We start from the raw sequence: 20,740 nt of genomic DNA on the forward strand, positions 1-20,740 counted from the left end.
TATAAATTAGGATTAAAATAATAGTTGTGGCTCTTTAGAGAGTCAAATATTCTAATCAAAATAAAGAAAAGAGAAAATTATATGAAATTAAGTAAAAAATTAATTCTTAGTTCATCAGCTTTTGCCGCCCTAGCAGCAGGTGCATTAGCTGTTGCATGTAGCACCACACCTGGTAAAGGTGGTAGTGATAATCCAGACACTAGCAAAAGCTTAAAAGAAAGAGCAGAAGATACCCTTTCAGACTGAACAGGGACTTTAAAAGTTGCAGTTGAAGAAGATTGAATGATTGCTTTTGATAAAGCAGTTTCACTGCTTCCTGAAAACATGAGATCAAGAGTTGAAGCAGTTAAAATTGAAAATGGTAAATCTACTGATTATATTGAAAATACAGTTAGTACTTCTGCACAAACAGCAGCGGATCTATTTCCTATGCCATTAGACAGAATTCAAGGTCTTATAAAGTCATCAACTTTAGGTTTTGTTAATGAAAGCGACCTTACAGAATATGGAGAAAATAAAAAACTAGTTAAACTAGATGATAAATTTTATGGCTTTCCATTAAATATTGAGTCAGTTTTTATGCTTTATGATAATTCTGTTTACCCACAAACACCAACTGATATAACAGAAGAATTCAATGACCCAGTTAATAAAAAATTTGTTTTTAAAGCAGCAGATTTATGAATGGGTGCAACAATGTTGAACGGTCTATTCACTGACATAAAAAATGGAAGCATGGAAGAAGGTCGTAAAATGTGGGTTACAGAAGAAAATGGCAAAAAAACTGCTCCGTTTTTAACAAATGATAAAACAAAACAAAGAATTAAAGATGTTTGAACCTATTACAATAAATTGAGAACTGGTTCAAATGAGAAATACAAAATTGTTACTAACTCTAATACCAGCCGTGATGTTGAAACAAGATCAGGTATTGCAAATCAAAGTATTTCTTTAACATTTGATGGACCTTGAATTTTAAAAGATTTGGTTCAATATATTCTAAAACAAAATGAATCAACACCTACTAAAGTGGTTGAAGTTCTTAATAAAATTTCAGCAGGTATGCTTCCAAAATTAGGAACAGAGCAATTAAGACACTTTATTGGTGGATGAGCATATGCTTTAAACAAAACAGCGCTTGGTTCATTTTCAACAGATACAAAAGCAGTTAATGGAAAAGCTAATTTTGCTAGTTATTTTGCAAGTGTTTTAACTTCAAAAAACATTGCTGCAGAGTGAGTTCATGGTGGTGGTAAAGTTTCTGCTGCTAGTGGTTACACATTAGATATTGATGTTTCTAAAATGACTTTTAGAGATCCTTCAACTAAAACTAAAATGGACATTTCAAAATATACTTCGGTAGATGGTTTTGAAGCAGCAATCAAGAAGTTCTATGAATCAGTTATAAAAGCCGTTACTGGTCAATATAAAATCAACATGGAACAACCAAAATGACCTGGTGGTGGATACTGAACAGCATGAGATGCCAATGGTTTAACATCTACTTCCTACGCAACTGCTGATGCATTCCTTGAAGCACTTACTAAGAATGTAGAACTTGAACTAAAAAAACAATAAAATGAAATTTGATTTTAATCAAAGTACAAAAGTTGCCATTGAAAAATGGCTCTTTTTTACAATATTAGGGGTAATTTTAGCAATCATTAGTTTATATGTAATTAATGTTTTAGTAAGCCTTTATGATCAACAAGCACTAACTGATTTTGCTAGTTCACAAAACATTATTTCTGAAGATGAAGCATGAGTAAAATTTAGGCAAATTTTAATTATTAAAATAGTTATTAATTCAGTCGTTTATGTATTTTATGCCATCCTAAATTACTTTGCATGAAAGAGTATTAAAGTAGGATACATCTATGTCTTATTTTGATCATTTGTAAATATTGCTTCAATATTATCTGTTTGATTAACACCATCAAGTCCAATTTGATTATCAGTTTTAATTACAATTTTCAATGTTGTTTTACTTGCATTATTATTTTATATTTTTGTTTTACTTAAACAAAATCGTTTCTACGTTAATAACCAAAGAAGGTGAACATAATGCCAGCAATAAAATTAATTCTAGAGTGTGAAATTAATAATAAAAAATACGATATTTCAAATGGTACATTTAATGAAATTGAAACACTTAATAATTATTTTCAGGAACTAAAAAATAGTGAATGAAAAAATTATATTGAGATTAATGATGAATTAAAAAGTTTAATAAATTCATTTTATAAAAACCTTGAAAATCGTTTACCAGTTAATTTAAATGATGAAGAAAAAAATAAATTAAATATTTATTTAGCACTCTCATCTTTAATAAAAGAAGATGAATTTAAATTAATAAATAATGCTTTTTTGAATAAAGAAAAAATTGAAAATTTATTGATTTATATAGAACCAATTATTGATAACAAAAATGAAGATTTAATAAATTCAATTGAATTAATAATTGAAACAAATAAAACTAAATATCGTAGAAATGACGACACTAGCAAAAAATTAATTATTAATTTATCTGTAAGTGATATTCAAAATATTCCTAATGGAGAGTTTAATTTTATTGAATGTCCTTTTCATAAGCACAAATTAAAAACACTTAAAATTTCGGAGGTTACATAATTATGTCAACATTAAAATTAAATTATGTTCAAGATTCTAGAATCATAAAGATGGTTGATAATAGTAATTTATCAGTTATTCGAAAGTCCGTAAAATCCGAATATAAAAGTAAAAAAAGACATTTAAAAGTTTTGTTGAAAGAACAAAAATATAATGCTTTTCAAAACTCAAAAAGTGTTAAATTAGAATTACATGCTTTGAAAAGAATATATAAAAAAGAATCTAAAAATATAATTGATTCATATCAGAACAAAATTGAATCCATTAAAAGAAAAGCGCAAATTATTAATGGCAAAAGTTTAGATTCATTAATTTATGAATTAGAAAGTAAATTAATATTTTTAAAATCTAAAAACGATAAAAGTCAAATTAGTGCTGTTTCAAATGAATTAAATAATCTTAAAAATCAAAAGAAAAATTTTATTTATTCTGAAAAAGATCAAAAGTTAATTAATGAATTAACTAATGAAAAAAATAAGAAATTAGAAATTCTAAAAAATAAATATTTTCTAGATTCAAATAGTAAAAAAGCAACACTTACAAAACAGCATGCTGAATTATTAGATCAAGATAAAAATAAATATAAGAAAATTTATGAAGCTTATAAAATTAAAAATAAAAAATATCTTGAGTTAAAAAATAGCAAATTAAAAAAATCAAGAATTGATTATAAAGATGCTATTAAGAATTTGAAAAAAGAAAATATTAGTATTAATTCTTACAACGAAGCAGTATCAAAAGTTGAAGAATCTTCTTATAATAATATCAATGAATTTTTAACTTTACCTGAAGATAAATTTAAAAATCATAACCTTTATAAAAGTATTTTGGTTCTCCAAAATAAATTAAAATCAATTTCAAAAAAACAAAATTTTGAAGCTGCAAGTAATTATGTTTTATTAACTCATAAAATTGTTGCTTACAAAAAAATTATGGAATCAGATCTAGAATTTGATAATAAAATTATTGCTTTACAAAATCAAATAAAAAAAATCGGTGCTAAAAATCAAAATACTATCAAAGATAAACAAGTTGATATCAAAGCAAAATATTTAGAAAAAATTAAACTTCATAAAAGCAAGGTTTTGACAATGACAAAACAAGCTTATAAAAATGAATTAGATGAACTTAAATTTAAAAGAAAATTAGAATTAAGAGAAGCTAAAATCAGTGATGCATTTTATTCTAAATCGGAACAACTTCGTTTTCTAAAAATAGACAAAAGAAAACAAAAAGAAAAAATTCTTAAAGTCATGTTTACAACTGTAGATGATGAAATTAAGAAAATTCCTACCAGAGCATTTAAAGGTCAAAGATGACTTGCAATGCTACTATCTATTATATTCCCTGGTTTAGGACAGATTCTTAATAAAGAATATACAAAAGGATTAATCTTTTTCATCGGTGCTGTTTTCATTTATGCAATAGCACTACCAACATTTTTTGGAGCATACGGCTCAAATGATGGAAACGGAATTTTTGGACTATTTGATTTATCACCTGTCAAGTTTAATCATCCTATTTTAGGAACGGTTTATGCAGATGCAAGATATCGAATTGTTGAAGGTGTAATTGCGTTAATTTTATTAACCTTTTCCCTAGTAATTTGAATCTCTACTGCACATAATGCTTATCGCAGTGGATTTTACAGAGAATTTGGTTATCGCCCTGCAAATGTGCGTGATATGAAGAAATTTTTAATGGGTACAGGTTTACCTATATTAATTTCCCTGCCTGCTTTAGTTACAATTTCTTTTATAGTTATTTTACCTTTAGCAACAACCATTTTAATCGCCTTTACTAACTATAGCGTAACATCACAGCCACCAGGTAATCCTTTATCTTGAAACGGATTTGATAACTTTGTAGAAGTCTTTACGGGTGGTTATTCAGAATCATTTGCTTATGTTTCGGGTTGAACCGTGATATGAACTTTCTCAGTTACTGCATTAACAGTTGTAATTGGAACAGTCATGGCTTTAATTCTAGATAATCCTAGAATTAAAGGTAAAAAGTTCTTCTCAATGGTTTATATCTTACCGTGAGCAGTACCAGCTTTTGCAACAATCTTATTTTTTTCAGCAGCTTTTTTAGGTGCAAGAACAGGAAATGCTTACTATAATCAGTTCTTTAATACAGATATTAATTTTTCTCAAGATGCACAATTATCAAGACTAATTTTAGTTCTAATTCAGACATGACTAGGTTCTTCATATGTCTTCATGTTAGTCACAGGAATTAAAAAAGGAATTTCATCAGATTTATATGAAGCAGCAGAAATTGATGGTTCATCAAAAATTAATACATTCTTAAGAATTACAGCGCCTCTTATTCTGCAACAAGTTGCACCTTTATTAATTGGACAATTTATTTTCAACTTTAATAACTTTGGAATTATTTATCTTTTTGGTGCAGGTGGAGTAGGGCCAGCAGGTCTTCCAGGAAATCCTGGACCTACAGATATTATTATTTCTTTAATCTTTAATTTAACAACTTCTTCAGACAACCAAATTGGTTTAGCTTCAGCTTTCACAATTATTATGTCAATTTTTATAGTTGGAACATCAGCAGTTTTATTTTTAAGATCAAGAGCATTTAGAAAGGATACAGTGTAATTATGAGTCTAACCCAAGATGTTTTAAAACATAATTTTAAAAGAACTTTAAATTCTCTAAATCCTTTAGCAAATTCTTATGCTCGTTCTTTTAGAATTGAAGTTAAAAAAGAAATAGTCGACAGATTAAACTTAATACTACGTAATGCCCGTGCTAAACATTTAATCAGCAACAACGATTTTTTTCAAATCGTGCAATATTTAAAACATAATGATTTAAAAAATTCAGCAACAATTTTAGCTCAGCAACTAGCAATTAAAAAAGATGAAGAAACCATTAATCAAATTGTTTTAGTTAAGTTACTAAGTTTATTCACAAGTTTTTCACCAGTAAGTTTTAGCTCAGCAAAAGCCAATTTAAAAGTTGTTGAAAAAATTAAAAAAGTAATTATCTATCATGTTGAAACTAATTTAGTTTCTTATAAAAATGTCATTAATAAATTTTTATTAAGCACTGAAAAAGCACAAGAACAAAAACAAATAATTTTAAATTATGATTTAGATCTTGTCAGAAATTATTTTTATAACAACAAAATTAATGCTGCTAAATTATTTGAGAAAAATTTAAATGGTTTTAAATCTTTCCCTGAAGACATCTTCATTAATTTAGCTAAGTTTGAAATTTTATTTCACGAGCAAACTATTTACTTAAATAAAAAAAGTAAATACTCTCTTAATCAGTTTTTATCTTACGATGAAATCTCAAAAGAGACAGTTAGACATTATGAATTAATTAAAGAACAAAGTAATTTAATTAAAGGTTTTAATGTTTCAGCATTTGCTACTCATATTAATGAAACAAGTAAATTTATCAGATTATCTGATTTACCTCCTTTAACAATTTCGCAAATTATTGGACTGTTTTTTTCTTACATAATTTTATTATTTTGAGCAGTTGCAGTTTTACTGCCACTTGTGCAAATGATCGTGATGTCATTTGATGGTAGTGGTGGTCAGTATCTAGGAACAACTTCAGGTTTTGCCGCTGAAAGTGCAATTTTTCACTATGAGCAATTATTTAACGGTCAAACAGATTTTCTATATTGACTAGGTAATTCAGTTTTAGTCGCTAGTTTAACGATGATCTTAACAGTTATTTTTACATTGTTACTCGCCTATGCTTTTAGTAGGTTTCATTTTAAAGGACGCCGTTCTTCAATTATTACAGTTATGCTTTTACAAATGGTGCCCTCAATAGCAGCCTTAACTGCCTTTTTAGTTTTATATCAACTAGCCTCAATTCCTGTATGAGTTTTTCTAATCATAATTTATACAGGTGGAGGTTTAACAGGTAATACTTTTATTTTAAAAGGTTATCTAGATTCAATTCCAGTTGATTTAGATGAAGCAGCTAGAATTGATGGGGCAAACACTTTTAAGGTTTTTACAACCATCATTTTACCACTAGCAAAACCAATGGTAGCAATCGTTGCTTTATGATCATTTATCGGTCCTTTTGGTGATGTTATTTTACCAAGGTTATTAGTTCCTGCAACTGTCGATGGAAGTAAAGACTTAACAATGGCAGCAGGATTAAGAACACTAATATCAGGTACAGGTTCAACTGTTAGACAATATGTTTTCCTAGCAGGAGCAATTGTTACAGGAATTCCGTTAACTATTTTATTCGTTGTTGCACAGCGATTCTTAGTCAGTGGTTTAACAAAAGGAGCAGTGAAATAATGAAAATCGAATTTAGAAATGTCGCCAAAAAATATGCAGGGCGTGAAAACTATACATTGCAAGATATTAACTTTGTCATCAACGATAAAGAATTTATCGCCTTATTAGGGCCTTCTGGTTCAGGTAAGTCTACGCTTTTAAGAATGCTTGCAGGACTTAATTCAATTACCAAAGGTGATTTGCTTTTTGATAATGTGCGTGTCAATGGTTTATCTTCAAAAGATCGTGATATAGCGATGGTTTTTCAATCCTATGCTTTGTATCCACATATGAATGTTTATAACAACATCGCTTATGGACTAAAAGTCAGAAACGAACCTCGTGACTTAATTAATCGCCGTGTTAATGATGTTGCAAGAATCTTAAAAATCGACCAGTATCTCTCAAATAAACCTAGTGATATTTCAGGAGGGCAGCGCCAACGTGTGGCGCTAGGAAGAGCGATTGCTCGTAAGCCAGCATTATTTTTAATGGATGAACCTTTATCAAATTTAGATGCTAAGTTACGAGAAAATATGCGTAGTGAAATAGTCAAAATTCATAAGTTATTAGAGACAACAACTGTCTATGTAACACATGATCAACTTGAAGCTATGACTATGAGCGATCGCATTGTTTTAATGGATAATTCAATTATCCAACAAATCGGAAAACCACGAGAATTATATGATAATCCTAGCAATTTGTTCGTTGCTAAGTTTATTGGTAACCCGACAATGAACGTTGTCAAAGTAAGTTACAGTGATGGTTATATCTCTAAAGATAACTGATTAAAAATGAAAGTTTCTGAATCAGATAAATCTAAATTAAAACCTTATGAAGGTCAAGAAGTTTACTTTGGAATTCGCAGCGAAAATATTAGTGTTTATAAAAAAGATGAAAATGCAGCACACGTTAAGTGCGAGTTAATTCTTTATGAAATTTTAGGTAAAGAAGAACAAGGGCAATTCGCTGCTAGTTCAGAAACCTTCTTTACAGTCACCATGCCACCAGGGCAAAACTTAGAATTAAACAAAAAATATTTACTTTCTTTTAACAAGGAAAAAGTATATTTTTTTGACTCTAAAACTGAAAAGAGAATTAATTAAAAATTATTTTAAATTTATTTTAAAATAATTTTATTTTATAAATTAAAGGATGTATAAACATGCAAAGTATTAGAACATGGAAAAATAAAGTAATCTATCAGATCTTCCCTAGATCATTTAAAGATTCAAATAATGATGGACAAGGTGATCTAAAAGGTATTACTTCTAAATTAGATTATTTACAAGAACTAGGAATTGATGCAATCTGGCTTAATCCGATTTATGAAACAGAATTTGCAGATGCAGGTTATGATGTTTTAGATTACTTTAAAGTGTGACAAACTTTTGGAACTCTTGAAGATTTTAAAGAACTAGCTAGTGAAGCAAAAAAACGTAATATCGAAATTATCATGGATCTAGTTTTAAATCATGTTTCTAATAAACATAAATGATTTTTAAAAGCCTTAGAAGATCCTAACAGCGAAGAATTTAACTATTTTATTTGAAGTAAAAAAGCCGATCAATCAGAATCAATTTTTGGTGGCTCAGCCTGAGAATATGTTGAGCAAGTTGATCAATATTACTATCATTTATTTGCAAAAGAGCAAGTAGATTTAAATTGAGAAAATCCTAATGTAGTCAAATCAATGGCAAAAGTTATTGACTTTTGATACCAACTAGGAGTCAAAGGATTTCGTTTAGATGCTATCCAACATGTGCATAAAGAATTACTAAAAAGTGGTACAGTACACAGTTTTGGATCAAAAATGGTCGAATATTTACAAAACTTAATTAAGGAAATTAAGAAAAATAAAAACGATGTTTTTCTTATCGGTGAAGCAAGTGGAATCACTCCTTCAAAATTAATTAAGTATGCAAATGACAAAACTAAAATTGCCGATACTTTCTACAATTTTAGTTGGTGATGGATTGGTTGAGGTAAAGAAACGGGTCGTAATGGCTACGACCCTGATTGAAAAGTTGAAGACTTTGCAAGTAAAAATGCAATGCGCTATCAAAATAGTAAGCTGATTTCAGGTGGGCAATTTATCAACTTTTTAACTAATCATGACACTAGTCGTGCTGTTTCAAGATATATCAAAGATCAAGCTTATTGAGATACTGGCGCGAAGAGCTTGGCGTTATTTACATTAGTACAAAAAGGAATTCCTTCAATTAATTATGGAGAAGAAATTGCTTTATCAAATGCTGACTTTAAAGACCGTTCAGAATTTAGAGATGTAGATGCTTTAAACTCATTTAAAATTTATGTAGATCAAAAAAATATTTACACAGAAGAGCAAATGAGAGAGTATCATAATATTAACGGAAGAGATCATTCACGCTTGATTATGTCATGAGATGATTCTCAATATCATGGTTTTTCTAATCATGAGCCGTGAATCAAATTTTCCGAAAATGTCGGTAAAACCAATGTTTTAGAACAAAAAAGAGACCCAAATACGATTTTAAATTTTTATAAGCAACTTATTAAATTAAGAAAAACATCATTAAAAAAATATTTAATTGATGGTGAAAGTAAAATGAAAATAGATGAAAATAATCTAATTTCAATTACTCGCAAGGCTAATGATGGTTCAATAATTCGTGCATATATAAATTTAAATAATTACGAAATTAATTTAAAATTTAATAAGAAGAAAATTATATTAAATTCTTCTAAAGAAATTTTCGAAAACAAATTAGATAAATATCAATCAATATTAGTGAGGGTTAAAGATGAGAAAAATTAAAGGGTTAATTTTTGATTTAGATGGAGTGATAACGGAAACTTCAAGTTTACACTACCGTGCTTGATCATGAACATTAGCACGTTATGGAATAATGTATACAGAAGAAGATAATGCAAGATTAAAAGGTTTATCAAGAGCAGATACTTTAACTGCTATTTTAAAACTGAAAGCATTATCTAATGAATTTAGTGAAGAAGAATTCAAAAGAATCTTAAAAGAAAAAAATGAATACTATGTAAATTTATTAAAATCTGAACTGAAGAAAAAAGATATCTTACCAGGAATGGAAGATTTAATCAAAAAAGCAAAAAGAATGGGCTTGAGAATGGCAATCACATCAAGTTCAAAAAATGCAGTGCGCATTTTAGATTCATTAGGACTACTATTTTATTTTGATTTTACAGTGGATCCTATGTTAGTTAAAAGGGGTAAACCAGCACCAGATATTTTCTTAAATGGTGTTAAAGGTTTAGGTCTTCAAAAACCACAAGTAATTGGTTTTGAAGATGCTCTTGAAGGTGTAAAAGGCTTAAAAGCAGCCGGACTTTTCACTGTCGGAATTACTCATGGAGTAGAAGCTGATTGAGAAAATTATTGTAATGTGATCGTACAAGATACAACTGAATTAAACTTAGAAGAAATCATTAAACAAGCAGAAAGAAGAGATACACCTTCAAAGTAAATATATGAATAAAGTCGAACTTAAATATGATGTTGATAATCTTGAAATTACTCAACATGGCTATGAAAATAAGCTAGCCAAAAATACTGAATCAATTTTTAATCAAGGTAACAGTTACATCGGGATTAGAGCAGTTGATGAAGAATATAATTACCTCCATAAAGAAGATTTTTTCTTAGCAGGTTTTTATAATAAAGGTGATGATAATGAAGAATCTGAATTAGCTAATTTAGCAAATTCAATTCAAAATGAAATTTATATTGATGGTGAATTTCTAGTTTTTAATAATCAAGATGATTACAGTAAAACACTAGAATTAAAATCAGGACAAATTAAAAGAGTTGTTACTTTTAGCCGTAATCAAAAGAAATACCGTTTTAGTTACTATAAAAATGTTTCACAAAGTGTTAAACATTTATTTGCTCAAAAATTTGTTTTTGAGCAACTTGAAGGAGAAGATTCAGAAATTATTATCATGCCTCATATTAACGGCTCAAGTAATAATAACGGAGTCATGCACTTCAAAGAAGGCGTTAAAAAACTATATAGTGAAAATTTAGTGCAATATCAATATCAAAGCACTAAATCAAAACAACATGTCATTCAAAACTTACAAGTGAGAGTGCATAACGATAACAAAGAACATCCTTATAAAGATAATGATGACTTTGTACTTTTCATGAAACGCCGTAACATCGGCTTTAAAGTTAGATTTATTTTAAAATCTAACACAAGCGCAGTAATTGAAAAATTAATGAGCGTTAATTCATCACAAGATGAATTACCTAAATCTTTAAATATTAAAGATGTTATTAAAAAATCTTATGAACTAGCCGAAGTTTTGAAAAAAACTTCGTATGAGCAAATCCAAGCAGAGAATTTAGTAACTTGAGAATCTATTTTTAGACAATGAGAAGTTGATATCATTGGAGAAAGTTATAATGCTAAATATGATCGTTTAGCACTTTATTATTCAATTAATCAGATGAACACATTTATCCCTAAATATAGTGACCATTATGGAATTGCTGCTAAAGGTTTATCAGGTGAAGGTTATCAAGGACATAACTATTGAGATAGCGAATTATTTATTTTACCTAACTTAATTTTTACAGACCCTGCACGAGCAAGGCAATATTTAAAATACCGTTATTTAGGTTTAAATGGAGCACGCAGAAAAGCACAAGAAAAAAAACATATCGGTGCACAATATCCTTGAGAAACATCACTGCCTCATGAAGGTGAAGTAACTCCTTATTGAGGTCAACCTGACATCAAAACTGGTAAACAAGTACCAATTGCTTCACGTGCTCAGGAAATTCACGTTTCTGCAGATGTGGCTTATGCAGTAGAGCAATATTATCGAGTTACTGATGATCAAGAATTCATGAACGAATATGGTTATGAAATGATTATCGATACAGCAATTTGATGAAGTCAACGTGCTGAATATAATCCTAAATTAGATATCTACGTAATCACAGATGTCATGGGTCCAAATGAATATAAAGGTAATATCGACAATAACGCTTTTATCAACAGAATGGCTAAATTCAACCTAGATCTAGCAATTGAATACATCAAAGATTTAGAAGCAAATAGCAGTGAGTTATTAGTCAAAATCAACAACAAAATTCCTTACCCATATAAACTAGAAGACTTAGAAAATGTTGCTAATAAGTTAAAACAACAAAGTCTAACTAGTGAAGGTATTTTGCCAGAAAATGACACTTATTTAAATTTAGAAAAGAAAAATATTTCAGGCTTTAAACTGCGTGGTGATGCAGGTAAAAAGTTATTCAACACAGCCGAAGGAATTAGTAAATTAAGCGGACAATTAACTAAACAAGCTGATGTAGTTTTAATAAATTGATTATTTAAAGATAATTTAACAGTCAAAGATTTACAAAAAAATTGAGACTTTTATGAAAATTCAACTACTCACGATTCATCTCTTTCGCCTTCAACTTATGCAATCAGTGCAATTGAATATCGCCATCGTTTAGATTATGCTTACGATTTATTTAAATACGCTATCAACATTGATTTAGGTTCTAATTTCCATTCAAGTGATACAGGTATTCATTCAGGTGCTTTAGCTGCAACATTTCAAATGATCGTTTTTGGCTACGGAGGTTTAAAATATTATAACCGTAAGTTATATTTAAACCCTTTACTAGCACCAGATTGAGATGGTTTAAATTACACCATTAAATACAAAAATAGTAACTTAAACATTAAAATAACTAAAACAAATTTTACAGTTGAAGCAGATAAAGAAGTTGAATTAATTATTTATAATCAACCTTACAAAATTCAAAAACTACAAACTTTTGAAATTAAGTAATCTACTTAATCATTAAGAAACAAATAAAAATTAACGAGCCTAAAAAGGTTCGTTTTTTTATGCTTTTTTATCTTTGTATACGTTTAAAATAATAAGTAAAATTAAAAACATTTGTAAATAGTTTATTTATCTATATAAATACTAAGATTTATAATTTCTTTTTTTATATGTGATATTTAAACTGACAATTAAAATTTTCTAGTTTCTTTAAAATAAGTTAGGTAAATAAAAAAAATAGAGCTTCTAGAAAACTCTATTTTAATAATGTGCGAAGCGACCGTAGCGTTGGTGGTGTATATTAGTAGATTAGACCCTAACATCGCACATAACTATTATGCATTATTATTTAATAAATATTTAAAAAAAAATATTTTTCAGGTTTTTTTCATAAATTTCTTATATATTGACACATTTAATTGAATAAAAAAGATATTTGGTAAAATTACTACTTTTTCTTGATTAGTTCTAAGATTTCTTTTAACTGTTCAACAATTTCTTCGTTTTGTTTTTTCAAACCTTCATTTTGTGCTTTTAATTCATCATTTTGTTTAACAATTGCCTTATTTTGGGTTTTTAATTCACCTACCTCTATTTCAAGATTTTCAACTTTAGAATTTAACTTATTATTTTGTTCCTTTACTTCTTTAACTTGAACTTCAAGATCCTCTACTTTAGAATAAAGGTCTTTGTTTTGTGCTTCAAGATTATCTACTTTTGAATACAAAGTATCAACTTTAGAATATAATGTATCCACTTTAGAATTAATTGCCATATTCTGCACTCTTATTTCATTAATTTGTGCCCCTAACGATTTAATAATTCCATCTGCAGATTTTTGAATCTTATCCATAACTCATTTTTTATCAAATGGTAGGTTATCTTCTTCTCAATCTCCACCTGGTGGTGGGTCGATTGGGCCAGGTGGCGTAACAATAATAAGTTTAGGATCACCTTCTGCTTCAAAATGTAATTTTGCTCTCCCTGTATCTTGATTAATATCAACTCTATGAATTGTTTCTTCCATATTGTGTGTTTCTTTTAGTGCTTTAAGTGTTTTAGTAGGTTGGTCGGCAGTGATTTTGAATTTCTTATTTTTCATAGTAATTTAATTATAACTAAAGAATAGCACCTTTAAAAAATTTTCAGTTTTTTACATTCGAAATAAAAATTGGTTCAAGAAAATGAACCAATTTACGTGTTTTATGATGTAGAAAAAGTTAGTAATTTTTCTCGATAGTATTCATATTGTTGTCTTCTCATTTTGATTTCTGCAGGTAAACCTTCATTGATATCTGAAGTTAATTTACTGAATTTATCTAAGATATTGACAATACGATTTTGTTCTTCTAGAGAAGGAAGTGGGATTATAATTTTGTTTAATATATCTTTATAAATACTAGGAATTGCAGAACCTATTTTTTGTCCCTTAATTTCATATTCTTTAGATTTAAGATAATAAAATAAGAATTTGTTTGTTGTTTTTTCACTTGAAGATTTAACTGTGTAGCAGTGACCTGTACATCAAAAGTTGGTATCTATTCAATTAACAAAACCTGCGTAAACTCCATCTTTTGCAATTGCAATTCCACTTTCAGAATTATAGTCGTAGTATCTTCCAGTTGGTTTATAACCACCACCCATTACAGGGTAAGGGTAATCATCTTTCATATTATCTTTAGTAAGTTCGACACCTGAATTTATTTTTGCTATTTCACTCAATTTTAAAAATTCAACATTTTCTGCTTTTCCATTCTCAAAATTCATAAGGTAATTTAGGTAGTAGTTATATTGTTGGTTTCTAGCTTCCAGCCTAGAAAATTCATCTAAGATACTTACTATCTTATTTTGAATTTCTGTAGATGGAATTGGAATTTTAAATTGCCTAAATTCATCCATTTGTACTGATGGAAATGCAGAATTATTTACATTTTGCTTACAAAATTCTGATAAAAGAAATGAATAATAAAATAGAAATTTTGGTGTTATTAATTCTTTAAACTCAGCTTTAATTTCAAGATTTGTAAATTGCTGATTTGCTAAATAGTCAGTTGTAATTAATGCATGTTCACCAATTGTTGCTGTTGTTGCAATAATAATTGAATTTGCTTTGAAATAATTCTTGCCTCTAATAGCTTCTAAAGTTATATGCTGAATTGAATCACTTATAATTCTAGAACTAGATAATCTTAAATCTTCCATTCTAAATCAAGGAAATGATCCATTAGTTCAAAAACTCTTTTCCTTTTTGGAAGGCGTATAACCATTTCTAATATTGCATAACTTTTCTATAGTTACAAATTCAATTTTATCGTTTTTAATTTCCTCTTCAATTAGTTTCAAAATATTTTGCTGCATATTTTAATCTTTCCTATGTATTACTTTTAATTTAAATTATATATTTTGAAAGCAAATATTAGTTGAATATCTTAGTAAATTTTTGCTTGTTTTATTTATAAAAAACTTTGAAAGAATAAAAAATATTCTCCAAAAGAGAATATTTTTGACACTTATTAATAATAAAGAGTTCCGTTGATGTACATTTCGTGTCAGTTGTAACCTGCACTTCCATCCATAAATGAGAAATCATGTAACATCATAACTTCACGACCAAGTCCTTTTTCTGAATAAGGAACTTTGTTACCTTTATTATCAAACATAACAATATCAACTCCAAAACCTGTTTTTCAGTAGAATCTTGGTGCTTTAGCTGCATACAAGTACATTCTTGTAACATTTTTTGAATTAACAAAGTTTCAAGTAGCGTCTTTACCAACCATTCTAATTGAAGCAGGTGTTTCTAATAATCATAATCAATTGTTAACATCATCACGAGGGATATCTGCTTCAGCTGGTTTTCATCCCATGATGTGTTCATGTCATGAAGTAACTCATAGACCTGAAATTTTTGATTTTACTCAACCATTTTTAGTGATTGCTAAGAACATTTCTCTAGTATTAACAGCTTCTAAGAATGAGTTTAATGAGACATCTTTATATTTTAATCTGTTTGTGAATTTTAAAATAATGTAAACATCATGTACTTCAGAAGTTATTGAACCATCACCATTTTTAGTTGGTTTAGTTGTTTTAATGTGAACTGAAAGTTTATCATCTTTACCATCACTAAAAGGTTTAAACTTAATATCTGCTCATTGATGCGATAATAAGAAAGCACCTAATCCAGTTTGAGCAAGTTGTTGCATGATTGAACGGTTATTTTTCATATCAGTTGTAATAAAGTTTAAATGTCTTTCAACTTCAATGAAGTTATCGATTTCAATATTTTTAAAATCAATAGTAATTGGGTTATATTGATCTCCAAAATCTTCTAGTTTTTTAGTTCCAAGAATTGGCAATTTATCAAATGTAACTTGTACATCATTATCTGGACCAAAACTTAAATCAACACTGATTGTTAAAATATTTGTTAATGATCTAGCACTTTGATCATAATTGAATACGAACTTTTTAAAATTTGATTTTTTTAGTAAAGTAGCCATTTCTTCATTAACTGTAACTTCTGCAAGATAATCTCGATATGCATCCAGTTTTTGATTTTCATCTAATGTTGAAGCATTTATAAAGCGTAAGCGATTAATTGCTGCGACAATTCCGACATCATTTTTTAAATTAAGTGTTGATGTTCTTAATAATGATAATAAATCATTAGCATCTTTTTGTGCTTGTTGAGTTGGATCTAATGGTTTAGAAGGATCACCTGTTACTATATCTAAACTTTGATCTTCTGATAAAAATCCTCTAATTAAAATAACTGCAGTTTTTTCAATTCCGTTAAAGACTGTTTTAGTTGTTAAAATTAAATTACCTGCACTTGCAGAATCTTTACCATCAACTAGTGAAAAAGTATTAGTTGATGTTGCTCCAAATTTAAGTGGAACTGGTGTAACTAAAACGCTAAAAGCATTTTTTAAGTTTTCATCATCTTCTTGGGCAATTTTAGCAATTTCATATAGTTGATTTGCATATTGCATATCTTTAATTTTTTCAAAAAATTCATTTGCAGTTGAATTAGTTGTAACTGTAATTGGGTTTGTTCTGAAAGTTTCACTGTATTCTTTTCAATATTCTTCAAACTCATTTACAATACTTGCAAAACCTTTCATGCTAAAAGCTGCAACTCCAAGTTGTTTTCCTTTTACGAAAACAATTTCCACAGTTAAATCATCTGAATATTGACTTGGTTGATTAATTACTAATGAAACAATCATTTCTTCAGTTAGTTCAATTGGTAAGTTAACGTATTTTCTGACATATTTTAGTTTCTCACCTTCAGTTTGTGAATTACTTAATAAGTAACCTGCATAAACTGCTCCTGCTCTAACAGTATCATCTAGAGAAACAAGTTGTCTACCATTGATTGCCTTTGTAATTTTTTCAACTACTTGTTTATCACTTAATTCAGTTGAAACTATTGGCTTGTTTGGTTCAGGATTCTCTGGCTGATTTGGATCAGGTGTAACTGGTGAACTAGGATCTGGATTCGGTGCACCTGGATCAGGTGTAACAGTAATAACATCACCACCATCTGTGGTTTCTGAACTAATTTCATCAACAAAATTAACTACTACATCCTTAGTAATTTCACCTAGAGTAATGGTAATTGTTGCAATTAACGGATATGTATCATCTTTTGTCATTGATTTTACATCAAAATTAAGATTTACCAAATCTTCAATTGAATTTTTAAATTGTGTTGAAGCATGTTTTAATAGGTTCAAACGAGTAATTCCTTCAAAACCAACAAAACTATCAATAATCTCTTGATAATTAATTTCAGTAAATGCTTTTTTAAATGGTTTCTCTGAAAGTTTTTCAGCAGCTTTATCAACAATTTCTTGATTAGTTAAAACACCCATTGCAGATGCTTCATCACTATTTAATGAAATTGTACCCTTCATTTTGCTGACTTTTTCATAAAGATTTTGCAATACTGTTTTTGAAGTAGTATTTTTTTGTAATACTAAAACTGCTGCAGCAACACCACTAGCAACTGCTACTGCTGATACTGCTGCAATTGTTGAAATTATTTTTATTTTCTTCATATTTTAAACCGTGCATTAAATATGCACTCTGTTTTATCTCCTACATTTTTGTGAGTGAAATTACGGAATTTCACATTTCAAGTTGCTTGAATTTCACGGCTATATTTTATAGCAATGTCAAAAAAAGCGTAGTTTTTATTTCTTTTTTTTATTTTCAGAAAAAATATTTTTTTGCTATAGATGAACATGTTGAGAAACTAAAAATTTGATGTAATTTAGTTGATTTTTAATTACAAAATTTACTAGTAAAAACGCTCAAAACAACGTACAGTAGCTAGAATTAATCGAACAAATTTAAGCTATTTTTGAATATTATAAGCCTAGACTCTTTGTATATCTACTCCAAAACCTGGAACTGAATAAAGTACTTGTCTTCCTTGTTTATCAAACATTATAATGGTAAGCCCCATACCTGTTCAGTCATAATATTTAGGCATTTTTGACGGAAATAAATAGATTTTTATAACATTTTTTGATTGAGTTAAATTATAAGCAGCATCTTTACCTAGCAATTTAATTGAGTTTTGATCTTCTAAAGTTCAGATTCAATCATGGACATCTTTTTTCAAAACTTCTGCTTCAACTTTTTCAATTCCTGAATATGCTCATGCCATAAAAGTCATATATAAACCAGAGGTTTTTGATTTTAATCAACCTCTTTTAGCCATTACAAGAAATCTTTCTCTGATGTCTACAGCTTTAAGAAATTCATCTAAGGAAACATTTTTATACTTAAGTTTATTTTTAAATTTCAAAACAAAATAAACATCTTTTTCCTTTTTAGAAAATGAACCATCTATATTTTTAACTGGATCATTAACTTTTAAATGAACAGAAACTTTATCTTCTTCGCCATCAATTAAAGGAGTAATTTTAATACCTAATCATTCGTATGTATATAAAAATGCACCTATTTCGGTTTGATTTAGTTGATATAAAAAGGCATGATAATTTCTAATGTTTTCAGGATCTGCATAATGTATTTTTTTCTCAACTTCAAGGAAGTTGTCGATTTCAACATTTTTGAAATCGAGCATTATTGGTTTATTTTCATCAGCAAAATCATCAATTTTTTGCTTTCCAATTAATGGCATTTTTTCAAAATGAACTTGCACATTGTTTTCTGCACCAAAAATCAGATCAGCACTGATTGTTAAAATATCTGTTAGAGAAGTAGCATGTCGGTTATAAGTAAAATTAAACTTCTTAAATGTTGATTTTGTCAAAAGTTTTGACATTTCTTCATTTACAATCACTGTTGCTAAATAAGATTTATAAAGTTCAAGTTTTGTGTTTTCGTTTGAAGTTGAAGAATTTATAAAATTAAGTTGGTTAATTACAGCAATAATACCTGCTTCATTTTTAAGATTAAAATTTGATGCTTTTAATAATGACAAAAAATTATTGGCATCTGCTTGCGCTTTTTCATTTTCAGTTAATTCACGATTTGGATCATTAAATATGGCATCTTGACTTTGATAATATGACAAGTATCCTTTGATTAAAATTACTGCAGTTTTTTCAATTCCATTAAAACTTGTTTTTGAAGTTAAAACTAAATGTCCTGGTTTATCTAGGTTTTCACCTTCAACTAATGAGAAAGTATTATTTATAATTGCACCAAATTTAACTGGTAGTGGTGTAACTAATGAACTAAAGGCATTTTTCAAATTATGGTCATCATTTTTAGTAATTTTTGCAAGTTCATATAATTGATTTGCATATTGAAGATTTTTTATTTTCTCAAAAAAATCTTTTGCAGTTAAATTAGTTTTAACTGTAAGTGGATTTGTTTTTAATGTTTCGCTATAGGTTTTTCAATATTCATTAAATTCATTTATAACATTTACAAATCCAGTAATACTAAAAGATGCAACTCCAAGTTGTCTGCCTATTGTAAAAACTATTTCCACAGTTAAATTATCAGCATGTTCACTTGGTTGAGTGATTACTAAAGAAGCGACCATTTCTTCATTTAATTCAACTGGTAAATTGACATATTTTTTAATAAACTTTAATTTTTCAGCTTCAGTTTCTGAATTATTTAAAAAATACTGTGCATAAACAGCGCTTGCTTTAATAGTTTTATCCTTTGAAACTAATTGTTTAGCATTAATTTCTTTAGTGATTTTATTAATAATTTGTTGGTCATTTAAATTATTTGAATTAACTTGTTGACCTGAATTTTGACTTGTAGGTAAATCTGTAGGTGAATTTTTGTCAGCAGTTTCATCAACAAAATTAACTATTACATCTTTTTTAATTTCACCATTAATAATGGTAATTGATGCAATCATTGGATATTTATCACCTTTTTTAATCATTTTAACTTCAAAATTCAGTTGCTTGTATTGATCAAGAACTGCTTTGAATTGTTTTGAAGTAACTTTTAATAAACTTAAAAGAGAACTAATTGAAAAATTTTTTCATTTTTCAATAATTTCTGAGTAATGAATTTCTGTAAATGATTTTTTAAATAAAGTTGTTGCTAATTGATTAGCAACTTTATCAACCATTTGTTGGTCAGTTAAAATACCCATAGCAAGTGCTACATCATCGGTTAATGAAACTGTACCTTTTATTTTATTTACTTTTTCATACAGATTTTCTAAGTACGTTTTTTGATTGTTGCTTTTTTGTGATACTAAAACTGCTGCAGCAACACCACTAGCAACTGCGATTACTGAAGTTGCAGCAATTATTGGAATTAATTGTTTTTTCTTCATACCTTAAAACGTGCATATAAAATTGTGCACTTTTGTTGATCTCCTACATAGCGTGAGTGAAATAATTGAATTATTATTAATAATTAACATTTAAAATTACTTCAGTTTCACGGCTATATTTTATAGTAATGTCAAAAAAAGCGTTATTTTTAACCAAGTTTTTTTGGTCAACTTATAATCGATTTCAAATAGTAAACTAACTCATTTTTGAA

13 protein-coding genes are annotated in these 20,740 nt (G+C 28.2%); 9 read left to right on the forward strand and 4 right to left on the reverse strand.

Annotated elements, in window-relative coordinates; all coding sequences use genetic code 4:
• Positions 1–81: 81 nt before the first annotated feature.
• Genes CJF60_RS01370 through CJF60_RS01410 form a run of 9 tightly spaced genes read left to right on the forward strand, consistent with a single transcriptional unit; the run spans position 82 to position 12,739 of the window.
• On the forward strand, positions 82–1,578 hold the full coding sequence (locus CJF60_RS01370) for an extracellular solute-binding protein (RefSeq protein WP_084231883.1): 1,497 nt from the start codon (positions 82–84) through the stop codon (positions 1,576–1,578).
• Between the two features lies 1 nt (position 1,579).
• The gene (locus CJF60_RS01375) at positions 1,580–2,065 is read left to right on the forward strand and encodes a hypothetical protein (protein ID WP_084231884.1); all 486 of its coding nucleotides are present in this window, start codon (positions 1,580–1,582) and stop codon (positions 2,063–2,065) included.
• On the forward strand, positions 2,065–2,631 hold the full coding sequence (locus CJF60_RS01380) for a hypothetical protein (RefSeq protein WP_084231885.1): 567 nt from the start codon (positions 2,065–2,067) through the stop codon (positions 2,629–2,631). Before CJF60_RS01375 ends, CJF60_RS01380 begins: the two co-directional genes overlap by 1 nt.
• A gap of 2 nt (positions 2,632–2,633) precedes the next feature.
• Positions 2,634–5,246 carry an ABC transporter permease subunit gene (locus CJF60_RS01385; RefSeq protein ID WP_084231886.1) on the forward strand — a complete coding sequence of 871 codons (2,613 nt, stop codon included), beginning with the start codon at positions 2,634–2,636 and terminating at the stop codon, positions 5,244–5,246.
• Between the two features lie 2 nt (positions 5,247–5,248).
• Positions 5,249–6,928, forward strand: a complete 1,680-nt coding sequence (locus tag CJF60_RS05420) for a sugar ABC transporter permease (RefSeq protein WP_084231887.1) — start codon at positions 5,249–5,251, stop codon at positions 6,926–6,928.
• Positions 6,928–8,016, forward strand: coding sequence for an ABC transporter ATP-binding protein (locus CJF60_RS01395; RefSeq protein ID WP_084231888.1), 1,089 nt, complete (start codon positions 6,928–6,930; stop codon positions 8,014–8,016). The genes CJF60_RS05420 and CJF60_RS01395 overlap by 1 nt, the downstream gene beginning before the upstream one ends.
• Positions 8,017–8,075: 59 nt before the next feature.
• A complete protein-coding gene (locus CJF60_RS01400) occupies positions 8,076–9,710 on the forward strand; it encodes an alpha-amylase family glycosyl hydrolase (RefSeq protein WP_084231889.1) in 1,635 nt (544 codons plus the stop codon).
• Positions 9,697–10,392 (forward strand): beta-phosphoglucomutase, encoded by a 696-nt coding sequence (gene pgmB / locus CJF60_RS01405; RefSeq protein ID WP_180737974.1) that lies wholly within the window; start codon positions 9,697–9,699, stop codon positions 10,390–10,392. The genes CJF60_RS01400 and pgmB overlap by 14 nt, the downstream gene beginning before the upstream one ends.
• Before the next feature lie 4 nt (positions 10,393–10,396).
• Entirely contained in the window at positions 10,397–12,739 is a 2,343-nt protein-coding gene (locus CJF60_RS01410) for a glycosyl hydrolase family 65 protein (RefSeq protein ID WP_084231891.1), read from the forward strand.
• A 445-nt stretch (positions 12,740–13,184) separates the two neighbouring features.
• Here CJF60_RS01410 and CJF60_RS01415 read toward each other — a convergent pair whose 3' ends face one another.
• The 4 genes from CJF60_RS01415 to CJF60_RS01430 form a co-directional block, all read right to left on the reverse strand.
• Entirely contained in the window at positions 13,185–13,838 is a 654-nt protein-coding gene (locus tag CJF60_RS01415) for a hypothetical protein (protein WP_084231892.1), read from the reverse strand.
• Positions 13,839–13,939: 101 nt separating this feature from the next.
• On the reverse strand, positions 13,940–15,094 hold the full coding sequence (locus CJF60_RS01420) for a restriction endonuclease subunit S (protein WP_084231893.1): 1,155 nt from the start codon (positions 15,092–15,094) through the stop codon (positions 13,940–13,942).
• Positions 15,095–15,249: 155 nt separating this feature from the next.
• Positions 15,250–17,802: a hypothetical protein gene (locus tag CJF60_RS01425; protein ID WP_084231894.1), complete on the reverse strand. Its 2,553-nt coding sequence runs from the start codon at positions 17,800–17,802 to the stop codon at positions 15,250–15,252.
• 320 nt (positions 17,803–18,122) lie between these two features.
• A complete protein-coding gene (locus CJF60_RS01430) occupies positions 18,123–20,528 on the reverse strand; it encodes a hypothetical protein (protein WP_084231895.1) in 2,406 nt (801 codons plus the stop codon).
• Between the last annotated feature and the right edge of the window lie 212 nt (positions 20,529–20,740).

The organism is Mycoplasmopsis agassizii (assembly GCF_002272945.1).
GTDB lineage: Bacteria > Bacillota_I > Bacilli_A > Mycoplasmatales > Metamycoplasmataceae > Mycoplasmopsis_B > Mycoplasmopsis_B agassizii.